The following is a 24,381-nucleotide window of genomic DNA, read 5'->3' on the forward strand; positions in this document are numbered from 1 at the left end:
GTTGTGATTTACGCTACCCGCGGGCGCCTGCCCTTGGCTCACAACTGGTCTGGCAAAAGATCAGCGTTTGGCGAAGGTGATGACGAACAGCTCATCGAGCCCCGGATAGATTTCCTTGATCACCTGCTTCAGTTCGCTGAGCGACATGTTTTCTTGCTGGGCGTGCTGCTCGGTTAACGCATCCAAACGCACCGGCGTAACCGACAGCACTTCAATCATGCAGAAGAAAACACCGTCTTCATTGCGGCTAACGCGTAAAACCTCACCGGGTTGAAAGTGAGACTCACTGGCGTCCCGAATGGTAATGGTCTTGCGCCCGGCCAAAATGTCTTGCTCAAAGCGAGTGAAGAAAGTTATTTCACGGCTCATTCTAGATCCTTTTTCATCACATTACCGCAACATAAGTCATTATGCTGCCTGCTTTTCTGACGCAGATCCCTCTTTTGGGGTAGCAGCAGGTTTTTCCGTTTTCACTTTAGCAGCTTTCTTCGGTGCTTCAGTCGGCGTCGCGCCGCGCAAAATCTGCCCCAGCGCATCTTTATTTTCCGCCAGGAAGAAGCTCAGGCCTTCTCGCTGTTCGTCATCCAGCTCAAGCGGAGCCTGCTGCAGCCACTCACCCAGGCTGTCGGCCAGATCCAGCATTTTGTCGTAAGCGTCGGCTTCTTTCTTGGTCGCGAAAGTCATCTTTTCCTCACCGTTTCTCACCACCACATATTTAACTTCAACCGCCATGTGTGCATTCCTCAAAGGTTAGAATACTGTATTTATAACCAGTATAAGGTGATTATACGCAGGGATGCAAGCGCACCCCTGACGCGACTTATTTCAACAACCGCACCTTGCAGTTCTTACCCTTGATTTTGCCTTGCTGCAGCTGCTGCAGCGCCTTACGCGCGCTGGCCTTGCGGATCGCCACGTAGGCATGCACCGGGAATATGTCGATTTTACCCACTTCCGCCGCCGTCAACCCGGCCTCGCCGGTCAGTGCGCCGAGAATATCGCCAGGACGGATCTTGGCTTTACGCCCGCCGTCGATGCACAGGGTGACCATTTCGGCTTCCAGCGTGGTGTTCCCCGCACCGCTTAACTCGGACACCGGGGCCCAGTTAACTCTGATCTGAAGATACTCTTCAATCGCATGCGCACGCGTCATTTCCTGTGGCGTACACAGGCTGATCGCCAGGCCGCTCAAGCCGGCACGGCCGGTACGGCCGATGCGGTGCACGTGCACTTCCGGATCGAACGCCAGCTCGTAGTTGACCACCAACTCCAGCTCTTTAATATCCAGACCGCGCGCAGCAACGTCAGTTGCTACCAGCACACGGCAGCTGCGGTTGGCAAAACGCACCAGCACCTGATCGCGATCGCGCTGTTCCAGATCGCCATGCAGCGCCAGGACATTAATGCCTCGCGCTTCCAGCGCTTCGTACACGCTCTGGCAATCGCGTTTGGTGTTGCAGAACACTACGCAAGAAGAAGGTTGGTAATGACGAATCGCCGACACTAATACCGCCGGGCGTTGATCGCGCGTCGTTTCGTAGAAACGTTGTTCGATGGTGGTTTGCTCTTCACCGTCGTCCACTTCCACATTCAACGGCTCGCGCTGCACGCGAGCGCTGATGCGTTCGATCCCGCTCGGATAGGTTGCGGAGAACAGCAGCGTCTGACGTTGCGGCGGCGTGTAGCTGATCACATCGTCGATATCGTCGGCAAAGCCCATGTCCAGCATGCGGTCGGCTTCGTCCAGCACCAGCACCTTCAGTTCATCCAGCACCAGCGTTTTCTTGCGCAGGTGTTCCTGAATACGCCCCGGCGTGCCCACCACGATATGCGGCGCGTGTACCAGCGAATCGAGCTGCGGCCCCATCGGTTGGCCCCCGCACAGGGTCAGAATTTTGATGTTCTGAGTGAAGCGCGCCAGACGACGCAATTCTTTGCTCACCTGGTCCGCCAGCTCACGCGTCGGGCACAGGATCAGTGCCTGAGCGGCCACTTGGGAAACGTTGATTTTGTCCAGCAGGCCAATGCCGAACGCCGCCGTTTTACCGCTGCCGGTTTTTGCTTTGGCACGTACGTCCTGCCCTTTCAGGATGGCGGGCAATGCGGCAGCCTGCACCGGCGTCATTTCGGCATACCCCAGTTCGTTGAGGTTGGCCAACTGTTCGGCTGGCAGCGGCAGGGAAGAAAAAGAAACTGTGCTCACGGCGATAACTCTTATATGGCAAATGGAATGGCGGCGCGCCCACGGCAGCACCGAATCAACCGCAGATGATAACAGAGATAGTCAGGATTACGGATTTCACGCATAAAAAAAGCCATCAGTCGGGGTTTTACCTCAGAAACCGACAACGCGTGTGCCACCGGCTGCACACGCAAACGTTTTCGTATATACTGCTCGCCCACAATCAGACCGCATTACTCTCCACAGATCCAGGTACGAGACTATGTTAACTATTGGAACCGCCCTGCGCCCCTCCGCCACCCGCGTTATGCTGCTCGGCTCCGGCGAGCTGGGAAAAGAAGTTGCCATCGAATGCCAGCGTTTGGGGCTGGAAGTGATTGCCGTAGATCGTTACGCCAATGCCCCGGCCATGCACGTCGCCCATCGCAGCCACGTTATTAACATGCTGGACGGCAACGCGCTGAAAGCCGTGATTGAACAGGAACGTCCTGACTACATCGTGCCGGAGATCGAAGCTATCGCCACCGGCATGCTGGTTGAACTGGAGCAGCAAGGCCACCGTGTGGTGCCGTGCGCAGAAGCGACTCGCCTGACCATGAACCGCGAAGGCATCCGTCGCCTGGCGGCAGAAACGCTCGGCCTGCCGACCTCCAGCTACCGTTTTGCCGACGGTGAAGAAGCCTTCCGTCAGGCCGTCGACGAAATCGGCTACCCATGCATCATCAAACCTGTCATGAGCTCTTCCGGTAAGGGCCAAAGCCTGATCCGCAGCCCAGAACAGCTGAAAACCGCCTGGGATTACGCCCAACAGGGTGGCCGTGCCGGCGGGGGACGAGTGATTGTCGAAGGCCTGGTGAAGTTCGATTTTGAAATCACTCTGCTGACCATCAGCGCCGTCGATGGCGTACATTTCTGCGCACCGATCGGACACCGTCAGGAAGACGGGGATTACCGTGAGTCCTGGCAGCCGCAGCAGATGAGCGAACTGGCGCTCAGCCGCGCGCAGGCCATTGCGGAAAACGTGGTGAAGGCACTGGGTGGATTTGGACTGTTCGGCGTCGAGCTGTTTGTCTGTCGCGACGAAGTGATTTTCAGCGAGGTTTCACCGCGCCCACACGATACCGGCATGGTGACCCTGATTTCACAAGACCTGTCTGAATTTGCACTGCACGTGCGTGCTTTCCTCGGTTTGCCGATTGGCGCAATCCGTCAGTTCGGCCCTTCTGCCTCGGCGGTGATCCTGCCACAGCTTACCAGTAGCGACCTGCGTTTCAGCGGGCTGGATCGTGCGCTGACCGGCCACAATCAGCTGCGTTTGTTCGGCAAGCCGGAAATTGAAGGTCAACGTCGGATGGGCGTCGCGTTGGCGACAGCTGAAAATATCGAGTTGGCGGTAGAGTCGGCCAAGCAGGCTGCTGCTGCGGTGGTCATTGAAGGTTAAGGCTTTGGGGCCGGCTTGCCGGCCCCTGCAACATCAATAGTTTTCGTCTTCTTCCGAGTCATCATCACCCTGATCGTCCGGGCGTTCCTGATACTCTTCATCGTCATCTTCGTCATCGAACATAACGCTAACCTGGTCACCCTGATGTTTTTCACGGATTTCCTGCGCAACCCGTGCGATGGCTTCACCACTGCTCATGCCTTGTTCCATCAACTGATGGATACGATCCGCAGCTTCCTGCTGCTCTAGATGGCTTAACGACGGCATACCTGCAAGCATGTGTTTCTCTCCGGTAAAATGGAGGGCGAGTATACCCCTTAAACCGGCGGATCCCAACGCCTGTTATTCAGCGGCCGGTTGTGAGCAATGATCGCCGTGTCGCCACTGTTTCAGGCGATGCAACCAGAGCATAACGTGCCAGCCCTGCTTAAGGCCGCGCGCGTTGGTGGACATCGCTCGATCGATACCGCGCTGGTAGAACTCATCGGTGATCCGGCACTGGGCAGCCAGTTCAGGTTCACGGCGAATGCTGTGACAGATCCCCAAGGCTTCACGGGTGATCTGCCAGTGAAAAGCAGGACGGATACTGATTTTCCGCGCATAGCGCTGGTTCAACGCCACCAGCATCTCCACTATTTTCATATAATGGCGTTGATATTCAACGTTGGCCTGGCCTGTCCGCCGACGGTTGCTGATCGATTTATCGTGCACTCGCTGGCGATACAACGTTTTACTGAGATATTTCACCCGCTTCGCATTAAACATCACCTCGGTGGTCCAGGGAATATCCTGGTGGTGTAAACCCGGTTCAAAATACAACCGATGCTGTTTAATAAAATCAAGGCGATATACCGCCAGCCAGACCACATGAATAAATTTTCTCGATTTGAGCGCGCGTTCCAACCATTTCACTCCGCTAATAACGCCGGTGTCGCCCAAGCGGTTTTGCGGAATAATCGGTTGCAGTTCATCTTGGTCGGTGAAATAACGTTCACCGTTGCACTGCATGACATCCAATTGATTTTCTTCAGCCATTTCAATCAGAGTTGCATACATTTCCGGCGCCAGTAAATCATCCGCGTCGGGGAATGCCACATATTTTCCGCGTGCTACAGCCAACCCGGCATTGCGCGCACAGGATACGCCCGCATTGAGCTGGTCAATAACGGTAATATGAGGATGCCGTTGGGCATAGCGGTGGGCGATATCACCAGAGCCATCGGTGGATCCGTCGTTGACGATGATCACCTCCAGGCGCCGCTCCTGTTGGGCTAACAGCGAGGCCAAAAACGGCTCAAACAGTTCACCCACGTTATGTAACGGGACGATGACACTCAGCATTAGGGGCATAGGCAGCTCTTCGCAAAAAGTAACGAATGAATATCTCTATTTTTTAAAAATATCAGGGTGCAATTAAATTAGAACGCAGTGCCCGGCGATAAAACGGGTCTAAATGCGTCTTGTTACTGTTTATAGTTTTATACGAAACGTGCTCTTTTTAGGTATTTATCGTCCAGGAACCGGTATTATCAGGCAATGTCATAAGTTCGCCTGATATTTTTGTGATCTCAATCAAAAGTAATAACGCAATAAAACTAATTACGAGTATTTAATTTATAAAACCCGATTCCAATGGATAAGATATATCCGAGTCATTAATTGATAACGCAGTTTTTAACATATTGGATTATAGTTGAAGTCGCAAAAAATGCTTCATTTGCAAATTTGTTGATTCATTGTTTATGTGAAGTGTGCTTTGTCCACACATGCTAGGACATGCGCCTATCGGCCGAATATGGCAGAATAGCCATCATAAACAGCCGCCCCGTCAGTCAGGTTTATTGAGGCCCATGAGCGCAACCGCACCCAATCTAAAATCTTTGCCCTACACCCCCACCGCCCTGCTGGAGCTGTTTGCTCCTCTTGCTCAACAACCTTGGGCCATGTTGCTGCATTCCGGCTTTGCCGAACATTCGCATAACCGTTTCGATATCCTGGTTGCAGCGCCCACCGTTACCTTGACCACCCGAGGGCAAATCACAGAGCTCTGTCACGGCTCGGAGGTACGGCAATCGAAGGAAGATCCCTTCCAGTTGCTGCAACAGCAGTTGGAACAACAAAACCAACATCCGGCAGCAAATACCGACTTGCCATTCCAGGGCGGCGCTCTGGGGCTATTCGGTTACGATCTGGGCCGCAGAGTGGAAAAACTGCCGCAAATGGCACAGGCGGATATCACCTTGCCGGACATGGCGGTTGGCATTTACGACTGGGCGCTGATTGCCGATCACCACAGGAAGACGCTGACGCTGCTCAGCTATGAGGACGTTGAACAACGCTGGCAGTGGTTATGCAGCCAGCAATCTGAACCTCAGCAAGACTTCACCTTGACCAGCCGCTGGCAAGCCAACATGACACGGCAGCAATATGGTGAAAAATTCCAGCGCATCCAGCAGTATTTGCGTAGCGGCGATTGCTACCAAATCAATCTGGCTCAACGCTTTTCCGCAGATTATCAGGGCGATGAATGGCAAGCCTTTCAGCAACTGAACGCCAGCAATCGAGCCCCCTTCTCTGCCTTTTTACGACTGCCGGACAACGCCGTACTGAGCGTTTCGCCCGAGCGTTTTTTGTGGCTGGAGAACCAGCAGATCCAAACCCGCCCTATCAAGGGCACGCTGCCGCGGCTGGCCGATGCCGAGCAAGATGCGCAGCAGGCGCAACGGTTAGCGAATTCCGCCAAAGATCGCGCGGAAAACCTGATGATTGTCGATCTGCTTCGCAACGATATCGGCCGCGTCGCCGAACCGGGCAGCGTCAAAGTTCCCGAACTGTTCGTGGTAGAGCCTTTCCCGGCGGTACATCATCTGGTCAGCACCATTACCGCCCTCCTGCCCGAACGCACGCCGGCAACTGAGCTGTTGCGCGCCTGCTTCCCGGGCGGATCTATTACCGGCGCACCCAAGGTACGGGCGATGGAAATTATCGAAGAGCTGGAGCCACAGCGGCGTAATGCCTACTGCGGCAGTATCGGCTATATCAGCGCCTGTGGCACCATGGACACCAACATCACCATCCGCACTTTGATCACCGAAAGCGGCCGCATTTACTGTTCGGCCGGTGGCGGCATCGTAGCCGACAGCCAGGAACAGGCGGAATATCAGGAAACCTTCGATAAAGTCGACCGCATCCTACCGCAACTGGGGGAGTTTATCGCTTCGTGAGCCAACCGACTTATCCGACTTCGCTGGCGGCATTTATCAGTCGCTTCCAGCTGCAATTGCCGCAGGCGTCACAGATTTCGCATAACGTTCGCCCTGCGGCGGTGCTGATACCCATTATCTGCCGGCCCGAGCCCACGCTGCTGCTCACCCGCCGTGCCGACTCACTACGAAAACATCCGGGCCAGGTGGCATTTCCCGGCGGTAAAACCGATGCCGAAGACAGCTCAGCGATTATTACCGCCCTGCGTGAGGCCCAGGAGGAAGTGGCAATCCCGCCCCAGGCGGTGACCATCCTTGGCCAACTGGCCCCGCTCGACAGCAGCACCGGTTTCCAGGTCACTCCGGTTGTCGGCCTGATCTCACCCGACGTGCAATTTAGCGCCAATGAAGATGAAGTGGCCGACGTTTTCGAAATACCTTTGCACGAAGCGCTGACCCTCTCACGCTATTACCCGCTGGATATTCAGCGCGCCGGTCATTCGCACCGTATTTATCTCTCCTGGTATCAGAGTCAATTTGTCTGGGGATTGACCGCGGCAATCATTCGCCGCTTGGCGCAACAGGTCAGCATCTAGCCCCAATTCCGTGACGCCGATCACAAGCCAAACGGTTACCTGCACCAGCGGCACGGGTAAAGCGATCGGCATCACTTCATTTGTTTGCTTTTTCAACTACCGTTCTGGCTATCAGAGTTTTAAAAAAACTGTAAACCCTCTCTTCAACCTTACGAAATACCTGTAAAATACCGCCGTCCGGAATAAACCACTATTTCAGCAGGGTTTAAGCCGGCCGCGTTCAGCAGTGGAAGCTGGCGCGATTGCCATTAACCGAGTTTAGGTGGCGGCTGTTCTACGACTGGCCGAGCGCCTGCGGCAATCATAAACAGGACTGACACCAAGGATTATTTTATTTCATGCGAAAAAGGCAACCGAACCCGTACGGCCCTTTTACAATATCGCTGTTCCCTGCACGGTTTTTAACCGATGCAGCCATAACAATATGCCTCTAAGGAGTTTTAGCGTGATTAGCGTTTTCGACATGTTTAAGATCGGCATCGGCCCGTCCAGCTCTCATACGGTTGGACCGATGAAAGCCGGCAAACAGTTTGTCGACGATCTGGTAAATAAAGGCCTGATGCCTTCTATCACGCGTGTTGCCGTAGACGTTTACGGCTCACTCTCATTGACCGGTAAAGGTCACCATACCGATATCGCTATCATCCTCGGCCTGGCAGGCAACATGCCGGATACCGTTGATATCGATAGCATCCCGGGTTTTATTCGCGATGTAGAACAACGTCAAAGACTGATGCTGGCCAGCGGCCTGCATGAGGTAGATTTCCCGCGTGACGGCGGCATGGTGTTCCGCAGCGATAACCTGCCGCTGCATGAGAACGGCATGCAAATCCACGCCTTCGCCGGGGATAAACAAGTTTACAGCAAGACTTACTATTCTATCGGCGGTGGTTTTATCGTCGATGAAGAGAATTTCGGCAAAACCGATGCGCATGAATTGAGCGTTCCTTACCCGTTCAATTTTGCGCGTGAAATGCTGGAGCATTGCCGTGAAACCGGACTGTCGCTGTCCGGCATGGTGATGCAGAACGAACTGGCGCTGCACAGCAAGCAGGAGATCGAAACCTACTTCGGCAATATCTGGCAGACCATGCGCGCCTGTATCGACCGTGGCCTTAACACCGAAGGCGTGCTGCCTGGTCCGCTGCGCGTACCGCGTCGTGCTTCCGCATTACGTCGCCTGCTGGTCTCTTCCGACAAATTGTCCAGCGATCCGATGAACGTCATTGACTGGGTCAATATGTTCGCGCTGGCGGTCAACGAAGAGAACGCCGCCGGTGGCCGCGTGGTCACCGCCCCGACCAACGGCGCCTGCGGCATCGTACCGGCCGTGCTGGCTTACTATGACCACTTTATCGAATCCGTCAGCCCGGATATTTACATCCGTTACTTTATGGCAGCGGGCGCGGTCGGTGCTCTGTACAAAATGAACGCGTCTATCTCTGGCGCCGAAGTGGGCTGCCAGGGCGAAGTCGGCGTGGCCTGTTCCATGGCAGCGGCCGGTTTGGCCGAACTGCTGGGCGGCAGCCCAGAGCAGGTTTGCATCGCGGCGGAAATCGGCATGGAGCACAACCTGGGGCTGACCTGTGACCCGGTTGCCGGTCAGGTTCAGGTGCCTTGCATCGAGCGTAATGCCATTGCTTCGGTGAAGGCGATCAACTCGGCGCGCATGGCGCTGCGCCGTACCAGTGAGCCTCGCGTGTCACTGGATAAGGTGATCGAGACCATGTATGAAACCGGTAAAGACATGAACGCTAAATACCGCGAAACCTCGCGTGGCGGTCTGGCAATAAAAGTGCAGTGCGATTAACCCCAAACCCCGCCTTTATGGCGGGGTTTTTCTTGCCAGAATTTGTTGATAATCAAATCGCTAACGCCAATTAAGTGACAATGTCACAGTAAAATATGTCGGCAACGTCACATCGATCCTGCGGTTAACCCACAATTTCCCCCTCTGTTTCGCCAAATTTAAATAATTTACTGGGTTACCATCACTCTTGTATAACGACAGGCTAGAATTAGCCGAGTATCATTTTGGACTGTTTGGCCTGACGGTGATTCTGGGCTGGCTTACCGAACAAGGATTTAGCGATGTTGATGACCCAACTTACCGTGACCAAATACCGCTATTACCGTTGGCTGCTAGCCGGGGCGGTCGGGTTGGCTATTCTGCTGTTGTCGCTTTACACCCGTTATTATCAGGAAATCGGCACCATCGAACACAATCGACAGGTGCTTGCCAATCGCACCGTCGCCAAGATCAACAATCTGCTCCTGCCGGCTGAGCAACAGGCCAAACGCTCCATGCCCCTGCTGACCTCCACTTGTGAAACCGTCATGCCCACACTGCGCTTTCGCGCCGCGCAAAACCAGGCGCTTCGGGCAATGCTGCTGGTCAAGGATGGTGTTATTTACTGTTCTAGCCTGTTTGGTTCCCGCAAGTATGTTTTTAGCGCTATTTTGCCCGCAATAGCAAACGATGGCGCGAAGCTGGCGCTGCGCCCTTCGCTGTCGGTCGCCAAAGGCGTCCCCACCCTGATCATGTGGACGCCAGAGGCGGATAATGATCGCCGTAACGGCGTCTTGCACGTCTTCAATATTGAACTGCTGGCAAACTTTCTGCTCGAGCCTCAGGAACCCTATGCGCAGCGGGTGGTGCTGAACGTCGGAGATTACAGTTTGGAATACGGTCGCCGCGAAATCCTGCGCAGCGATAGCCTGACAACCGATTTGCGCTATACCGCGAAATCTACGCAATACCCTTTCTCTGTCTCGCTGTTCGGTCCTCAGGCCGGCATGCTGGCGCTTGCGGCACTGCCGCGCCATGTTCCGCTGTCGTTGTTGATCAGCCTGCTGGCAGCCTACGTGGTGTACCTGCTCACCGCGAATCGCATGAGCCTTTCGTACCATATAGGACATGCCATTTCTCATCGCGAATTCCGCGTTTACTGTCAGCCGATCATCAACGCTGAAACCGGTCGCTGCGTTGGGGTTGAAACCCTGCTGCGCTGGAAAAACAAACGCCAGGGCTGGATCTCCCCCGACGTGTTCATCCCGTTGGCGGAACAGCATGGGTTAATCATTCCCCTGACCCGTTACCTGATAAGCACCGTAGTGGAAAATCTGCAGTTATTCCCGCCGCGTCCGTCGTTTTATATCAGCATCAACGTCGCCGCCGAGCATTTCAACGCGGTGACCATCATCGATGATATTCGCCGTCTGTGGCTGCCTGCCGAACCGATGCCGTCGCTGATGCTGGAGCTGACCGAACGCACCGCGCTGTCAGAAATTCAGTATGAGCAAATCAAAACGCTGAAGGAGATGGGCATTATGCTGGCGATCGATGACTTTGGCACCGGGCACAGCTCGCTCAGCTACCTGAAAAAGCTCAGCCCGGACGTATTGAAGATCGATCGCGGTTTTACCGCCGCCATCGGCACCGATGCCATTAACGCCACGGTCACCGATACCATTATTACGTTGGCACAGCGTCTGAAATTAAAACTGGTGGCTGAAGGGGTAGAAACCGCCGAACAGGTTGAATATTTGCGCTCGCACGACGTGAATGCCCTGCAAGGCTTCTACTTTGCCAAGCCAATGCCAATCCATGTTTTCCCGCTGTGGCTACAGCAGTACGAATCGCGGTTACGGACGGGGAATCAGCGGGAAGAACAAAAAGCAGGGCTGGAAAAAAAACCGGAGGCATGATGCCTCCGGCTTGTGTGTTACTGATGTTCCTCGTCGTGAGGATCCACTTTGGTGATGCGCACCAGCTCAATGCGGTACTCTGACACCTCAATGACTTCGAAGCGCAGCCGGTTAAGCTCCACCACGTCCCCCACCACCGGCATTTGGCCGTAATGGGCCAGCAGGAACCCAGCCAAGGTGGCGTAATCTGCCGTCGGGCTAACCAGATCTTCGCAGTTTAGCGCCTGCTCCAGCGAGTGCATATCGGCACCGCCTTTTACCAGCCAGCTGTCGGCTTCCACCACGATATCCGGCGTCTCGTCCTCATCGGGGAACTCACCGGCAATGGCTTCCAGCACGTCCAAAGGCGTCACCAGCCCCTGGACGACGCCGAACTCATTGGTGACCACCACCAGTCGCCCCTTGGCGCGACGCAGCACTGCCAACAGATTAATCACGTCCATGGTTTCCGGCACCACGATCGGCGGTGTACGCGCGGCAAACTCGGCGATGTCTTCGCCCCGTTCTACCGCCACCAGCAGATCCTTGGCGCGCACCACGCCGATAATTTCATCCAACGAGTCACGACAAACCGGGAACAGGCTGTGTGGAGTATCCAACAGCTGTTCGCGCACCTCTTCGCGGGAACGATCGCAATCCACCCATGAAATTTCGGTACGCGGCGTCATCACGCTACGCAGTGAACGCGAGGCCAGCGTCAACACGCCGCTGATCATATAGCGTTCTTCTTCCGCAAAAGTTTCATTTACCGGCAACGGTGCCGCTTCATCCGTCTGCTGCGCACGCTGTTGCCCCATCAGACGCATAATCGCCTCGGCGGTGCGTTCACGCATCGGGCGATGGGCCTGGTGCTTGATAAAGTTACGTCGCGCGATTTGGTTAAACAACTCAATCAGGATGGAGAAGCCAATCGCAGCATACAGATAGCCTTTCGGAATATGCATGCCAAAGCCTTCGGCGATCAGGCTCAAGCCGATCATCAACAGGAAGCTCAGACACAGCACCACGATAGTCGGGTGCGCATTCACGAAGTTAGTCAGCGGTTTAGAGGCCACCAACATCACCACCATAGCGATAACCACGGCGGTCATCATCACCGGCAGGTCGTTCACCATCCCCACGGCGGTAATCACCGCGTCGAGCGAGAACACTGCGTCAAGGATCACAATTTGCACCACCACCGCCCAGAACTTGGCGTAACCGCGGTTGGCACCATCCTGATGCGTCTGCCCTTCCAGCCGTTCGTGCAATTCCATGGTGGCCTTGAACAACAGGAAAACACCACCGAACAGCAGGATCAGATCGCGGCCGGAGAAGCTGAAGTCCGCGACGCTAAACAGTGGCGTGGTCAGCGTAACCATCCAGGAAATTACCGACAACAGGCCCAGACGCATAAACAGCGCCAGCGACAATCCGAGGATACGCGCTTTATCACGCTGCTTCGGCGGCAGCTTATCGGCCAAAATGGCGATAAACACCAGGTTGTCGATACCCAGTACAATTTCCAACACGACAAGTGTCAGTAACCCAGCCCAAATTGAGGGGTCCATTAAAAATTCCATATCAGACTCCGAAAAAAAGACAGGATTGCCGAGCTGTGCTCAGGCGTGAGAAAGCCGACGCAGGATTAGCGCTGACAACAACAGCAAGATAACGGGATTGTAGTACCGGGGAATGGCCGAGCGGCCGTGTGATGTTTGCAACGCCAGCAGGTGGCGGGTGGAACCTTGAAAAACAGTAACTTCGGTGACAGTCCATAGGGTGGGCTGAGGCCCTTCACTCCTAAATATGAAAGAGGAAATACTCTAGCAGGAAATTTTTAGCCGGCAAAGAAGCTTTTTTACCTTCTGCATTCTCTTGTAACAGCTCTGTTGTTTAATTCCTCAAACGCTGCGTTAGGACTTATCCGAGCGCTCAATAACAGAGCAACGTCACAAAATTTATTTTTTCACTCACTAAAATAAATGGCGCTAACGTGGAACAACGCGCACAGGCATTTGAAACTGCGCGAGAAATGTTAAGAGCGGGTTTCCAGATTTCTACCATAATGTATCTGAACCGCGGAAGTGACTGCCAGGAAGCAAATGAACTAAAGACCGACACAATCCGTGCACGAAGTTCAATGAGGAGGTAGCGAGTGGCAATAGCTATTATCATCGGCACACACGGGACCGCAGCGGAACAATTGCTGAAAACGACGGAGATGCTATTGGGCGAACAGGACAACGTCGCTTTTATAGATTTCGTCCCCGGAGAAAATGCCGAAACGTTAATCGAGAAATACAACGGGAAAATCAGCGGACTCGACACCAGCGGTGGCGTCCTGTTCCTGGTCGATACCTGGGGCGGCAGCCCGTTCAATGCGGCCAGCCGCATCGCCGTCGATAAAGAAAATTATGAGGTCGTCACCGGGGTTAACATTCCCATGCTGGTGGAAACCTTCATGGCACGAGACGACAACCCCAGCTTCGACGAATTGGTCGCCTTGGCGTTGGAAACCGGCCGTGAGGGCGTGAAAGCGCTGAAAAAACCGGCAGAAGAGAGTGTTAAGCCCGCGGCACCGCAGAATTCTCCCGCCGCCAAACCCGCAGCCCCACAAGCGCCGTTGGGGCCCAATGACCATATGAAAATCGGCCTGGCCCGTATCGATGACCGCCTGATCCACGGCCAGGTAGCGACCCGCTGGACCAAGGAAACCGACGTCAGCCGCATTATCGTGGTCAGCGACGAAGTTGCCGCCGACCACGTTCGCAAAACCTTGCTGACCCAGGTTGCCCCGCCGGGCGTCACCGCACACGTGGTTGACGTAGCGAAAGCCATTCGCGTGTGGAACAACCCGAAATACGCTGGCGATCGCGTCATGTTGCTGTTTACCAATCCGACCGACGTCTGGCGCCTGGTGGAAGCCGGTGTGGATATCAAGTCGGTGAATATCGGTGGCATGGCGTTCCGCCAGGGCAAAACGCAGGTGAACAATGCCGTGTCGGTTGACGAAAAAGATATCGAAGCGTTTAAGAAATTAAACGAGCGCGGTATTGAATTGGAAGTGCGTAAAGTCTCGTCCGACAGCCGGTTAAAAATGATGGACCTGATTAACAAACTCAATTAATGGCGACAGCCAGTAATTATTTTACTCAGAGATCTTTGGTCATAGGAGAAGTGCAATGGAGATTACCACTCTTCAGATTGTACTGATATTTATCGTTGCCTGTATCGCCGGGATGGGTTCCGTTCTCGACGAGTTTCAATTTCACCGTCCGCTGGTCGCCTGTACCCTGATCGGTTTTATCCTCGGTGACATGAAAACCGGTATCATCATCGGCGGTACGCTGGAGATGATCGCCCTGGGCTGGATGAACATCGGTGCGGCGGTTGCGCCAGATGCGGCATTGGCGTCCATCATTTCCACCATTTTGGTTATTGCCGGCGGACAAAGCGTCGGTGCCGGTATCGCCCTGGCCATCCCACTGGCGGCAGCCGGACAAGTTCTGACCATCATCGTGCGTACCCTGACCGTCGCCTTCCAGCACGCAGCGGACAGCGCGGCAGAACGCGGCAGTTTACGCGCCATCACCTGGTTGCATATTTCCGCCCTTCTGTTGCAGGCGATGCGTATCGCTATCCCAGCGGTTATCGTCGCTATCTCGGTCGGCACCTCTGGCGTTCACGCGCTGCTTAACTCTATCCCGGAAGTCGTCACCAGCGGCCTGAATATCGCCGGCGGGATGATCGTGGTGGTCGGTTACGCCATGGTGATCAACATGATGCGTGCCGGTTATCTGATGCCATTCTTCTACCTCGGCTTCGTTACCGCCGCCTTCACCAACTTTAACCTGGTCGCGCTCGGCGTTATCGGCGTGGTGATGGCCGTGCTGTATATCCAGCTCAGCCCGAAATACAACAAGTCACAAGTTGTGCAAGCCGGCCCGGCTAACGCCAACGACCTCGATAACGAACTGGACTAGGAATAGGTGAGAGAAATGGTTGATACAACAGCTCAAAAGAAACTCACGCCAGCCGATATTCGCGGTGTGTTTATGCGTTCGAACCTGTTCCAGGGTTCATGGAACTTCGAACGTATGCAGGCGCTGGGTTTTTGCTTCTCCATGGTGCCGGTGATCCGTCGCCTGTACCCGGAAAATAACGACGATCGCAAACAAGCGATTAAACGCCATCTGGAGTTCTTCAACACCCACCCTTACGTGGCGGCGCCGGTACTTGGCGTGACCATGGCAATGGAAGAGCAACGCGCTAACGGCGCGCCGATCGACGATGCGGCAATCAACGGCATCAAGGTCGGCTTGATGGGGCCTCTGGCCGGCGTAGGCGACCCGATTTTCTGGGGGACCGTTCGTCCGGTATTCGCCGCGCTTGGTGCCGGTATCGCCATGAGCGGCAGCCTGCTGGGTCCGATTTTATTCTTCGTCCTGTTCAACCTGGTGCGCCTGTTGACCCGCTATTACGGCGTGGCCTACGGCTATCGCAAAGGGGTGGATATCGTTAACGACATGGGCGGCGGCTTCCTGCAAAAACTGACGGAAGGAGCGTCGATTCTCGGCCTGTTTGTCATGGGGGCATTGGTTAACAAGTGGACGCACGTGAATATCCCGTTGGTGGTGTCTAAAATCACCGACCAGACCGGGCATACCACGGTGACCACGGTGCAGACTATCCTCGACCAGTTGATGCCGGGCCTGGTGCCGTTACTGCTGACCTTTGGCTGTATGTGGCTGCTGCGCAGGAAAGTGAATGCGCTGTGGATTATCATCGGCTTCTTCGCCATCGGTATCTTTGGTTACTGGGTTGGCCTGCTGGGCCTGTAAGACGATTATCAGCCGGGGGGAAACCCCCGGTTTTTTTATTTGTGGAGTTGAAAGATGTCGCTGACCGATGGCGTATTACTGATTTTCACCGCGCTGATGCTGGTGTATGCGATTTACGACGAATTCGGGATGAACCTGCTGAAGGGCAAAACGCTGCTCAAAGTACAGCTAAAACGACGTAACCGGATTGATTGTCTGATCTTTGTCGGTCTGATTGCCATTCTGATTTATCGTAATGTCACGACACAGGGTGCTGCATTAACCACCTATCTGCTTATTTCTTTAGCACTGATCGCCGTCTACATATCCTATATTCGCTGGCCCAAGATGTTGTTTAAAGCGCAGGGTTTCTTTTATGCCAATGCGTTTATCGAATATAACCGCATTAAGGCCATGAATTTATCCGAGGATGGCATTCTGGTCATCGATCTGGAGCGGCGCAGACTGCTGATTCAGGTCACGCAATTAGACGACCTGGAAAAAATATATCACTTTTTTGTTGAAAATCAGTAACTAAAAATAACCTTAACAGAACCTCTGTTCTCGCCATGCGCTGAATGTGGATAATTAATCACCAGCGCATAAGGCTACCTGATTATTATTTATGCAACATTATTGCACTCGCCTACATTATATTCCGTCTTGCATATTTCATTAATGAAAATAATTATCAATTCCAAATAAATATCCATGGGGAATAAGGGTTGTTGCCAACGGAAATAATATGGTATGGTTGCGCCGTCATTGGGGAGTAGCCGGTTTCTGGACAATTAAACGCCAGAGACGCCCGTATCAACATACTCGTTTTAATCATTAAAACGTGGTGCGGGCAGCCAGGTAAGGTTGGCGAGACCATAGACACGTAACTCCGTCGTATGGTTGGGGGTGGGTTACGTGTATATGGAGCCACCCGGCCGAGGCTATTTTACATGAACTTGTCAGCTACTCTCATTCTCGCTTTTGGCATGTCTATGGATGCGTTTGCCGCATCGATCGGCAAAGGTGCCAGCCTGCATCAGCCCCGTTTTCGTGAAGCGCTACGCACCGGACTCATCTTCGGCGTGGTTGAAGCCATTACGCCGATTATCGGTTGGGGCATCGGCCTGTTCGCCAGTCAATACATCATGGAGTGGGATCACTGGGTCGCCTTCTCGCTGCTGTTTATTCTCGGTATGCGCATGATTGTCGAAGGCGTCAGAAACCGCCCTGAAGAAGAAGAGAAAGTGAAGCGTCACGGATTCTGGCTGCTGGTGGCCACGGCTATCGCCACCAGTCTGGATGCTATGGCTATCGGCGTTGGCCTGGCCTTCCTACAGGTGAACATTGTGCACACCGCCATGGCGATCGGCATGGCCACCATGATTATGGCGACGCTGGGCATGATGATTGGCCGCTTTATTGGGCCATTACTCGGTAAACGTGCCGAGATCCTTGGCGGCGTGGTGCTGATCGCCATCGGCGTCAATATTCTGCTGGAGCATTTGGGCTACCTCGCCTGAACCGACAGCACCCAAAGAAAACCTGCCAACGGCAGGTTTTTTTGTTTCTGCCCCTCTTAGTCGGTACGGTCATCGCCGCCCGCAGCAAAGCTGAACCACTCTGTCGGGCGGTATTAAGCATGCCGGCGGCGATAGAGCGCAATAACGAAATCTGTTTCGCAAGGAAAGGTCTCACTGGCGCTCAGGCGCTGCTGGACCTCCAGAGAGGCCCGCCAGGCAAAAGGCGTCATCTGCAGCAGATTGGCCGCCTGCTCGCCCGGCAGCGTCATCGGGTAGGCCAGCGATTCGACCCGCTCACAGTCAAAGCCTGCGAACTGCTCATTCTGTTCAGCATGCAGTTGCACCTGCTGATAAACCTGCTCTTTTAACTGATACAGATGGCGTGGACCAGGCGATACCGTCACCACGACGCCACCGGGTTTCACCACCCGGGCCAGTTCTTCCGCCTTGCAGGGCGCATAAATACGCAGAATGGCGTCTAAAGAGGCGTCGGCGAACGGCAGACGATGGCTCGACGCTACGCAGAATGACACCGCAGGATAACGCTTGGCCGCATAGCGGATTGCCACCTTGGCGACATCCAGCCCATACAGGGTCATATTGCGTTGTTGCGTCAATTGGGCAGCCACTTCCGCCGTGTAGTACCCCTCGCCGCAGCCGATATCCAGCAGCGCCTGTGCGTCGGGTGCCAGCGCCTCATCCAACAGCTCGGCTACCCGCTGCTGCAAAGGCCGATAAAAACCGCCATCCAGGAACGCGCGCCGCGCCTGCATCATTTCCGTACTGTCGCCGGGTTGCTTCGAACGCTTGTGCTGTACCGGCAGCAGGTTGACGTAGCCCTCTTTGGCGCAGTCAAACTGATGGTTAGCGTCGCAACGCCATTGCGGTGAGGAAAAATGAAGCGGCTGATGGCACAGAGGGCACTGATAAGACATGGCTTGGGTTCCAGAGAGATACGGCGCGGCTAGTCTAAAGAAGGCTTCTGTGTGATGCAAGGCGCATCCCATGGGGGCTAGCCAAGCAGGAAAAAAACTGACTACACTGACGCTAAGTTTTCTGACGCAGGTAAAGACGTTTATGACCGACTATTCCCCGCTTCTCAACCGCGTTCCCGCTATTCGACACGGTTTCGGCAACAAGAGCGCGTTGCTGCCTGGGCATCTGCAGCCCTATCGCGCCACCTTGCCGGAAAAAAAAACAGGTACACGGCACGCGCATTGTCGACGTAACGCAGGCAGCACAGGCGTGTGGTGAGGCCGATGGGTTCTATACCAGCCAACCGGGCATTCTGCTCAGCGTGTTAACGGCAGACTGCCTGCCGGTGATTTTCAGCCGCCATGACGGCTCGGCCATTGCAGCCGTGCATGCCGGCTGGCGTGGGCTGCTGGATGGCGTTCTGGAGCAACTGGCGGCGCGTATCGCACAAGATGACTCAACCACCAACTGGGTCGCATCCATCGGCCCTGCGGCCGGCCCATGCTGTTATGAGGTGAACGAAGAGCTGGTCGAACGGTTCAAACAGCAGTTGCCGCTGCCCGCCAGCTTAATCAGCCCCCACTATCGTCACCTGGATCTGGCCGCAATCGCCGAATCCAAACTTCGCGAGCTGGGGTTCGCCGCCGTTGACCGTGCCGGCAGCTGCACTATCTGCACGCCAAATACCGACCCGCTCCAGCCACAGCGCTTTAAATACACCAGCTATCGGCGCAACAGTCACCGTCGCGAACAGGATCCCACCCACCCGGGCATCACCGGACGCAATCAGTACGCGGCCATTATTATCACCGGCGAATAACAGAAACGAAAAAACCCGCACCAAGGCGGGTTTTTTGTACAGCTGACGCTGATTAGATTGCAGTAACGTTTACTGCAGATGGGCCTTTCTGGCCATCTTGGATTTCGAACTCAACGTTCTGGCCTTCAGCCAGGGTTTTGAAGCCGTTACCCTGGATTGCAGAGAAGTGTACGAACACGTCTTTGCTGCCGTCAGCTGGAGTGATGAAACCGAAACCTTTAGATTCGTTGAACCACTTAACTTGACCTTTGATCTTTGCCATCTTGAGTATTTCCTTTGGATTGTTTAAACCGCCCGTAGGCGTTACATAGACAAACTAGAGTCGTTACTGCTTGAGGCACTAAGATAAGGATCGGCAGAGAAGCGGTATTCAACGCTAACGTTTTTACTCAGAACTTCTTTACTGAAAATGCCACACATATACAGAACTGTACCTCGTTTTACCCAGATGCGTTATCACATACTCTGTATTCGATGGCAAGCCATTTTTAATCACTGATGGAGCTGTCGCACATATTTGAAACGGTCGAGAGCAATATAAGCTTAAATAGGCTAAAAGATGTTGAAGCCTTAGCTATTTTCTGCTTAACACTTACACCGCGCTACACTCCGCATCCTGACTGAATTTTAACAATTCTTTCATCCGATTGACTCATGAATGTTGCAACATATAACCCCAGCCAGACGCTTAGAACGTTAAAAAATTTGAATCTTTATGGAATTTCTTATACGACATTTGAATATCGATGAACGGGCGTATTGGAGACCGTCTGATCCGACCATTGGGTTGCCATCCGGACGGCTCAACGCTGGCATAGCCCACTCTTCGGCAATCCCTCCGCTTGTGACAGCACAATAATACCAGGGTAAGTTATTGCCACGCTCGCCAACTGACCATAATTCATGCAACCCACGCCCTACCATGAAAATCAAATAGCGTGCCACTTTTGGGTGCATAAGCATGCAAAATCAGAATTTACGCACCGTGGTCGTGCATCCACAGAGAAATACATCCTCCGTAACGCCGTTAAATAACGCCAATAACCTTGAGGTCAGTGCGAACCTATAGCGAAATTAAATCTTAAAAACTGAACGGGTATTTATGCGATCAAGAGCAATTGCGAGTTGACGTATTTATTTTATCTTTTGTCACGCGCCTACCCTATTCAAGTCAACCGGTTAGGCCAGGATGTGGATATTGCCGTCTGGCAAGCTGCCCACATCGCTACAACCTGCGGTGGGACTGGCTTGCGGACGGCTACGGGGGCGACGCCAGCCCCGCTTGCCACGAATTAACGCTTAAGAGTTAGGTTCAAGCAGAATGCGCTCACCAATTTTAATTGGACGGAACCGGTGTTGCTCTATCCCGGCCGAACTCAACGCCAGTTTTAATTGCTGCGGCGGCTCATCCAATGACTCATCGGCTAATTCAAAAACCCCCCAATGGATTGGAATGACCTGCGGCGCATTTAATTGCTGATACAGCGTCACCGACTGTTGCGGATCCATATGTTGTTCCTGCATGAACCAACGTGGTGCATAAGCGCCTATCGGCAACGCCGCCACGTCGAAGGGCCCTAAACGCGCGCCAATGTCCGCCAGCCGCTCCGAATAGCCGCTGTCGCCCGAAAAATAGAATCGAAGTGCCGGATGATGAATCACCCAACCGCACCATAAAGAGCGATTGCGGTCCCACAGGGTGCGCATACTCCAGTGGCGCGCCGGCGTACTGTGAAACGTCAGGTCACCCAACTGCAGGCTATCCCACCAGTCCAGTTCCTCGACCCGCTGCAGGCGATAGCGCCGGAACCAACTTTTCAGCCCCAATGGGACGATAAAGGTCGCGTGCGGAAAACGACGCGCCAACTGCCTGATGGTGCGCCGATCGAGATGGTCATAATGGTTATGCGAGATCAATACCACGTCCACCGTCGGTAATTGCTGCACCGTCAGCGGCGTTGGGGTCTTGCGCTTTGGGCCATAAAAACTCAACGGCGATGCTCGCTGCGACAACACCGGGTCAATCAGAATGTAACGCCCTTCAAGACGCAGCAGCATTGAGGCATGCCCCAACCACCAGATACCGTTGTCGCTGCCGCTGAGGTCTGCCTGCTGCCACCAGCGTTGGGTAAACTGTTGGTACCCCATTTGCGGTGGCTTGGGCAGGCCCTGCTGCTTGCGCTCATCCTGCCAGCGCTTCAAATCCCCTTCCCGGCGCAGAGTAGGCTCCGGGTTACGAAACCCTTGCGGCGTATGGTGCGCTTTGCCGGCATCATAGTAACGATTGGTTATCTTCAAGTTGCTCTCCCGACCACTGCGGACACCCTGCACGGGCAGTTTCGATAACATAACAAAATAGACGATTGGTGCGCTTTGTGAACTGTGCTCACCTCAGGGGGGACCTTTTCGCCCATTGTGGTGTCACAATCCCTGTGAGAATGCCAGGGCCGCCTAGAGCCTGTTAAGCATCTCTTAAGATCCTTGTGTTTTACTTATAGGACATTCAGAAAAGGAGAAGTTATGAGCCGTTCTACATCACGCAAATCACGTGTTCGCATGGGCCGTATCCGTAGCGCGATGCTGGCACAGATGCAGTATTGGAAAATGTATGTCGCGATGAAACTGCGCCGCGTACGCGTGCCGGCACCCCTGGTGCTGTTGTTTGGCGCGATGGTGAGTTTTTTCATGCTGGCCGTATTGATGCTTAGCGTGGTCGCTATCGATGTCATCACCACGGTATTCCTGCTGTGCAGGAAGCTGTTGGGGTTGGGCCGCTCCGCACCGGGCAATGCCTTTATGCCACGCGGCTAAATGAAAATGGGAGGCGCAAAACGCGCCTCCGTTAAACCTTAACGCCGAACGTTAGCGCCCTTGCGGCGCGTCAGCCTGAACCCTACCCATAACAGCAAGATCCACACCGGCATCAGCAACACCGAGATACGGATCCCCTCGCTGAAATACATGATGACCAGGATTAGACTGAGGAACACCAGGCACAAATAGTTGCCAAACGGGTACCACAACGCCTTGAAGCTCGGGATCACGCCCTGACGGTTTTTCGCCGCGCGGAAGCGTAAATGCGCCAGGCAAATCATCACCCAGTTGATCACCAGCGTGGACACCACCAGCGCCATCAGCAATTCAAACGCCTTGCCGGGCATCACATAGTTGATCAGTACACCGACAGAGGTCACCAGCGCCGACAGCGCAATCGACAGCACCGGCACGCCGCGCTTGTTCACCCGCGTCAACGCCTTGGGCGCATTGCCCTGCGTAGCCAGGCCGAACAGCATGCGGCTGTTGGCATAGACGCCGCTGTTGTACACCGACAGCGCCGCCGTCAGGACCACCACGTTAAGCAGGGTCGCCACCAGGCTGCTGTCCAACGCATGGAAAATCATCACAAACGGGCTACCGCCTTCCACCACTTTGTCCCACGGATAAAGCGACAGCAGGACCGTTAGCGAACCGATATAAAAAATCAGGATGCGGTACACCACCTGATTGGTGGCCTTGGGGATGCTGCGGCGCGGATCGGCGGCTTCGGCCGCGGTAATACCGACCATCTCCAGGCCGCCGAACGAGAACATGATCACCGCCATCGCCATCACCAGCCCGCTGATGCCGTGCGGCATAAAGCCCCCCTGCTCCCACAGGTTGTTGAGGCTGGCTTGCGGACCGCCGTTGCCGCTGGCCAACAGCCAGGCACCAAACAGGATCATACCGACGATCGCCACCACCTTGATGATGGCAAACCAAAACTCGGTCTCGCCATACAGTCGGACATTAACCAGGTTGATCAAATTAATCAGGACAAAAAATACCGCAGCGGAAACCCAGGTTGGGATGTCCGGCCACCAGTACTGAATATAAATACCGACGGCGGTCAGTTCGGCCATGCCGACCAAAATGAACATCGCCCAGTAGTTCCAGCCGGAAAGAAAACCGGCGAAATCGCCCCAATATTTATATGCGAAGTGGCTGAACGACCCGGCAACCGGCTCCTCGACCACCATCTCCCCCAGTTGGCGCATGATCAGGAAGGCAATAAATCCGCCTATGGCATAGCCCAGCAATACCGATGGGCCGGCCATTTTAATGGTCTGCGCAATGCCGAGAAACAGGCCGGTGCCAATAGCGCCGCCCAGGGCGATAAGTTGTATGTGTCTGTTTTTTAAACCGCGTTTTAGCGGGGTATCCTGCTGCTGACCGCCCATCTTATCCTCATATGGCGTGGGAACCTGGCGCTATTGCACAAGATTTCGCCATTCAATAAATGTATCTGCGGGCGGCTTTTTAACACTTAACCCCGTGAGCATCAAGGAGTAGCACCCCGGCGACGTCGGCCAAGGCGCTATTTTATGCTGGAATTAACGGCAGTAAGGGCAGGTTTTTAGCTGGACAGACCGCAAAGTTTGGTCAGGTTGCGGGCACCAATCATCAGCGTGGCGACGTAGGACTGGCGGCGTGTTACCACCTCTACCGCCACGCGATCGTTTTGATATTTTATCAGGTAGGTTGACGGCCAGCCCTGTCGGCGCTGACCAAAGCTTTCGGCATGACGATCGATTGCCGCATGGGCAATCACCAGATGAGACAAGTTTTTATCACCTTTAATAATGCGCTTCATAAACAGGCTCCGCCAGAGACAGTTCTGTTGTCATAAAAAGGGAAAAATCATCAGTAATTCTGGTGTTTCAACGGACCATTTCGTTGGTTTGCTGACTCAGCAGGAAGCAGATCATTGCCGCACGCAGCGGGCTGCTGCTGTCCGCCTGCCATTCGCCGCGTTGAGTGATCATACGCGCCTGCCACTGCGGGTTGTCGCCCTGGCTGTCGGCATTCAGGCTGATTTTATTGGCACAGATAATCGGCCAGGCATCGGAGGGATTCTTGCAATAGTCTTTACCTTTCACACCGCCGTAGGGATACCATTTGTCCGGATTTTCTCCGGTGATCAGCGCAATGCTGCGGTTCACCTCGGCGTCGCTTTCTTCATACCATTTAATCATCGGCTTTATCCATCTTTCGTAGAGTTGGCGCTACATTACGATGCCAATACGACAGATTTATGACAACGCGAGGGCTTTCCACATTATCTCCACTAATGTTTTTTCGGCTTTATCTTTTCCTG

The 24,381-nt window shown here is 54.3% G+C and carries 24 protein-coding genes, 1 pseudogene and 1 riboswitch; of the genes and pseudogenes, 12 read left to right on the forward strand and 13 right to left on the reverse strand.

What is annotated here, in order from left to right; genetic code table 11:
* Nucleotides 1-60: 60 nt before the first annotated feature.
* The 3 genes from yqfB to dbpA form a co-directional block, all read right to left on the reverse strand.
* Nucleotides 61-369 (reverse strand): N(4)-acetylcytidine aminohydrolase, encoded by a 309-nt coding sequence (yqfB, locus tag M495_RS13840; RefSeq protein ID WP_020827289.1) that lies wholly within the window; start codon nt 367-369, stop codon nt 61-63.
* Nucleotides 370-408: 39 nt separating this feature from the next.
* Complete coding sequence (locus M495_RS13845) at nt 409-732, reverse strand: YebG family protein (protein WP_020827290.1); 324 nt, start codon at nt 730-732, stop codon at nt 409-411.
* 88 nt (nt 733-820) lie between these two features.
* Nucleotides 821-2,203 carry an ATP-dependent RNA helicase DbpA gene (gene dbpA / locus M495_RS13850; protein ID WP_020827291.1) on the reverse strand — a complete coding sequence of 461 codons (1,383 nt, stop codon included), beginning with the start codon at nt 2,201-2,203 and terminating at the stop codon, nt 821-823.
* A 241-nt stretch (nt 2,204-2,444) separates the two neighbouring features.
* On the opposite strand from dbpA, the gene purT reads away from it, so the two are divergent.
* Nucleotides 2,445-3,623, forward strand: a complete 1,179-nt coding sequence (gene purT / locus M495_RS13855; protein ID WP_020827292.1) for a formate-dependent phosphoribosylglycinamide formyltransferase — start codon at nt 2,445-2,447, stop codon at nt 3,621-3,623.
* Between the two features lie 33 nt (nt 3,624-3,656).
* Here purT and M495_RS13860 read toward each other — a convergent pair whose 3' ends face one another.
* Both M495_RS13860 and M495_RS13865 read right to left on the reverse strand, forming a co-directional pair.
* A complete protein-coding gene (locus M495_RS13860) occupies nt 3,657-3,902 on the reverse strand; it encodes a YoaH family protein (RefSeq protein WP_020827293.1) in 246 nt (81 codons plus the stop codon).
* Between the two features lie 63 nt (nt 3,903-3,965).
* Nucleotides 3,966-4,973: a glycosyltransferase gene (locus tag M495_RS13865; RefSeq protein ID WP_041414642.1), complete on the reverse strand. Its 1,008-nt coding sequence runs from the start codon at nt 4,971-4,973 to the stop codon at nt 3,966-3,968.
* Nucleotides 4,974-5,473: 500 nt separating this feature from the next.
* Between M495_RS13865 and pabB the strand changes: the two genes are divergently transcribed.
* From pabB to M495_RS13885, 4 genes are all read left to right on the forward strand, one after another.
* Nucleotides 5,474-6,847 (forward strand): aminodeoxychorismate synthase component 1, encoded by a 1,374-nt coding sequence (gene pabB, locus M495_RS13870; RefSeq protein ID WP_041414644.1) that lies wholly within the window; start codon nt 5,474-5,476, stop codon nt 6,845-6,847.
* Complete coding sequence (locus M495_RS13875; protein ID WP_020827296.1) at nt 6,844-7,422, forward strand: CoA pyrophosphatase; 579 nt, start codon at nt 6,844-6,846, stop codon at nt 7,420-7,422. The genes pabB and M495_RS13875 overlap by 4 nt, the downstream gene beginning before the upstream one ends.
* Before the next feature lie 445 nt (nt 7,423-7,867).
* On the forward strand, nt 7,868-9,232 hold the full coding sequence (gene sdaA / locus M495_RS13880; RefSeq protein ID WP_041414647.1) for an L-serine ammonia-lyase: 1,365 nt from the start codon (nt 7,868-7,870) through the stop codon (nt 9,230-9,232).
* 281 nt (nt 9,233-9,513) lie between these two features.
* Nucleotides 9,514-11,130, forward strand: a complete 1,617-nt coding sequence (locus M495_RS13885) for an EAL domain-containing protein (protein ID WP_020827298.1) — start codon at nt 9,514-9,516, stop codon at nt 11,128-11,130.
* Between the two features lie 17 nt (nt 11,131-11,147).
* On the opposite strand, the gene M495_RS13890 is transcribed toward M495_RS13885, so the two are convergent.
* Complete coding sequence (locus M495_RS13890; protein WP_041414649.1) at nt 11,148-12,692, reverse strand: TerC family protein; 1,545 nt, start codon at nt 12,690-12,692, stop codon at nt 11,148-11,150.
* Nucleotides 12,693-13,267: 575 nt separating this feature from the next.
* Between M495_RS13890 and manX the strand changes: the two genes are divergently transcribed.
* The 5 genes from manX to mntP all read left to right on the forward strand — a co-directional run bounded on the left by manX (nt 13,268) and on the right by mntP (nt 17,452).
* Nucleotides 13,268-14,239: a PTS mannose transporter subunit IIAB gene (gene manX / locus M495_RS13895; protein ID WP_020827300.1), complete on the forward strand. Its 972-nt coding sequence runs from the start codon at nt 13,268-13,270 to the stop codon at nt 14,237-14,239.
* Nucleotides 14,240-14,294: 55 nt separating this feature from the next.
* The gene (locus M495_RS13900; protein ID WP_017893113.1) at nt 14,295-15,095 is read left to right on the forward strand and encodes a PTS mannose/fructose/sorbose transporter subunit IIC; all 801 of its coding nucleotides are present in this window, start codon (nt 14,295-14,297) and stop codon (nt 15,093-15,095) included.
* Between the two features lie 15 nt (nt 15,096-15,110).
* Complete coding sequence (locus M495_RS13905) at nt 15,111-15,953, forward strand: PTS mannose transporter subunit IID (RefSeq protein ID WP_012145539.1); 843 nt, start codon at nt 15,111-15,113, stop codon at nt 15,951-15,953.
* A gap of 54 nt (nt 15,954-16,007) precedes the next feature.
* Nucleotides 16,008-16,466 (forward strand): DUF986 family protein, encoded by a 459-nt coding sequence (locus tag M495_RS13910; RefSeq protein WP_020827301.1) that lies wholly within the window; start codon nt 16,008-16,010, stop codon nt 16,464-16,466.
* Nucleotides 16,467-16,687: 221 nt separating this feature from the next.
* Nucleotides 16,688-16,871, forward strand: a riboswitch (yybP-ykoY riboswitch).
* A gap of 11 nt (nt 16,872-16,882) precedes the next feature.
* Complete coding sequence (mntP, locus tag M495_RS13915; protein WP_041414651.1) at nt 16,883-17,452, forward strand: manganese efflux pump MntP; 570 nt, start codon at nt 16,883-16,885, stop codon at nt 17,450-17,452.
* Between the two features lie 113 nt (nt 17,453-17,565).
* Here the strand turns inward: mntP and rlmA are convergent, their stop codons facing one another.
* Nucleotides 17,566-18,387: a 23S rRNA (guanine(745)-N(1))-methyltransferase gene (gene rlmA, locus M495_RS13920; RefSeq protein WP_020827303.1), complete on the reverse strand. Its 822-nt coding sequence runs from the start codon at nt 18,385-18,387 to the stop codon at nt 17,566-17,568.
* Nucleotides 18,388-18,529: 142 nt separating this feature from the next.
* Between rlmA and pgeF the strand changes: the two are divergent.
* Nucleotides 18,530-19,247: pseudogene (pgeF, locus tag M495_RS13925) on the forward strand (peptidoglycan editing factor PgeF).
* 52 nt (nt 19,248-19,299) lie between these two features.
* Here pgeF and cspE read toward each other — a convergent pair.
* The 3 genes from cspE to M495_RS13935 all read right to left on the reverse strand — a co-directional run bounded on the left by cspE (nt 19,300) and on the right by M495_RS13935 (nt 21,545).
* Nucleotides 19,300-19,509, reverse strand: coding sequence for a transcription antiterminator/RNA stability regulator CspE (gene cspE / locus M495_RS13930; protein ID WP_002221949.1), 210 nt, complete (start codon nt 19,507-19,509; stop codon nt 19,300-19,302).
* 41 nt (nt 19,510-19,550) lie between these two features.
* The gene (locus M495_RS25035) at nt 19,551-19,667 is read right to left on the reverse strand and encodes a DUF2627 domain-containing protein (protein ID WP_071593021.1); all 117 of its coding nucleotides are present in this window, start codon (nt 19,665-19,667) and stop codon (nt 19,551-19,553) included.
* 879 nt (nt 19,668-20,546) lie between these two features.
* Complete coding sequence (locus M495_RS13935; protein WP_020827305.1) at nt 20,547-21,545, reverse strand: MBL fold metallo-hydrolase; 999 nt, start codon at nt 21,543-21,545, stop codon at nt 20,547-20,549.
* Nucleotides 21,546-21,767: 222 nt separating this feature from the next.
* Between M495_RS13935 and M495_RS13940 the strand changes: the two genes are divergently transcribed.
* On the forward strand, nt 21,768-22,058 hold the full coding sequence (locus M495_RS13940; protein WP_020827306.1) for a hypothetical protein: 291 nt from the start codon (nt 21,768-21,770) through the stop codon (nt 22,056-22,058).
* A gap of 38 nt (nt 22,059-22,096) precedes the next feature.
* On the opposite strand, the gene M495_RS13945 is transcribed toward M495_RS13940, so the two are convergent.
* The 3 genes from M495_RS13945 to M495_RS13955 form a co-directional block, all read right to left on the reverse strand.
* The gene (locus tag M495_RS13945) at nt 22,097-23,464 is read right to left on the reverse strand and encodes an amino acid permease (RefSeq protein WP_020827307.1); all 1,368 of its coding nucleotides are present in this window, start codon (nt 23,462-23,464) and stop codon (nt 22,097-22,099) included.
* Between the two features lie 176 nt (nt 23,465-23,640).
* Nucleotides 23,641-23,877 (reverse strand): DUF4060 family protein, encoded by a 237-nt coding sequence (locus M495_RS13950; protein ID WP_020827308.1) that lies wholly within the window; start codon nt 23,875-23,877, stop codon nt 23,641-23,643.
* Nucleotides 23,878-23,944: 67 nt separating this feature from the next.
* Nucleotides 23,945-24,259 (reverse strand): phage protein NinX family protein, encoded by a 315-nt coding sequence (locus tag M495_RS13955; RefSeq protein WP_020827309.1) that lies wholly within the window; start codon nt 24,257-24,259, stop codon nt 23,945-23,947.
* Between the last annotated feature and the right edge of the window lie 122 nt (nt 24,260-24,381).

It is taken from the genome of Serratia liquefaciens ATCC 27592 (assembly GCF_000422085.1).
Lineage (GTDB): Bacteria > Pseudomonadota > Gammaproteobacteria > Enterobacterales > Enterobacteriaceae > Serratia > Serratia liquefaciens.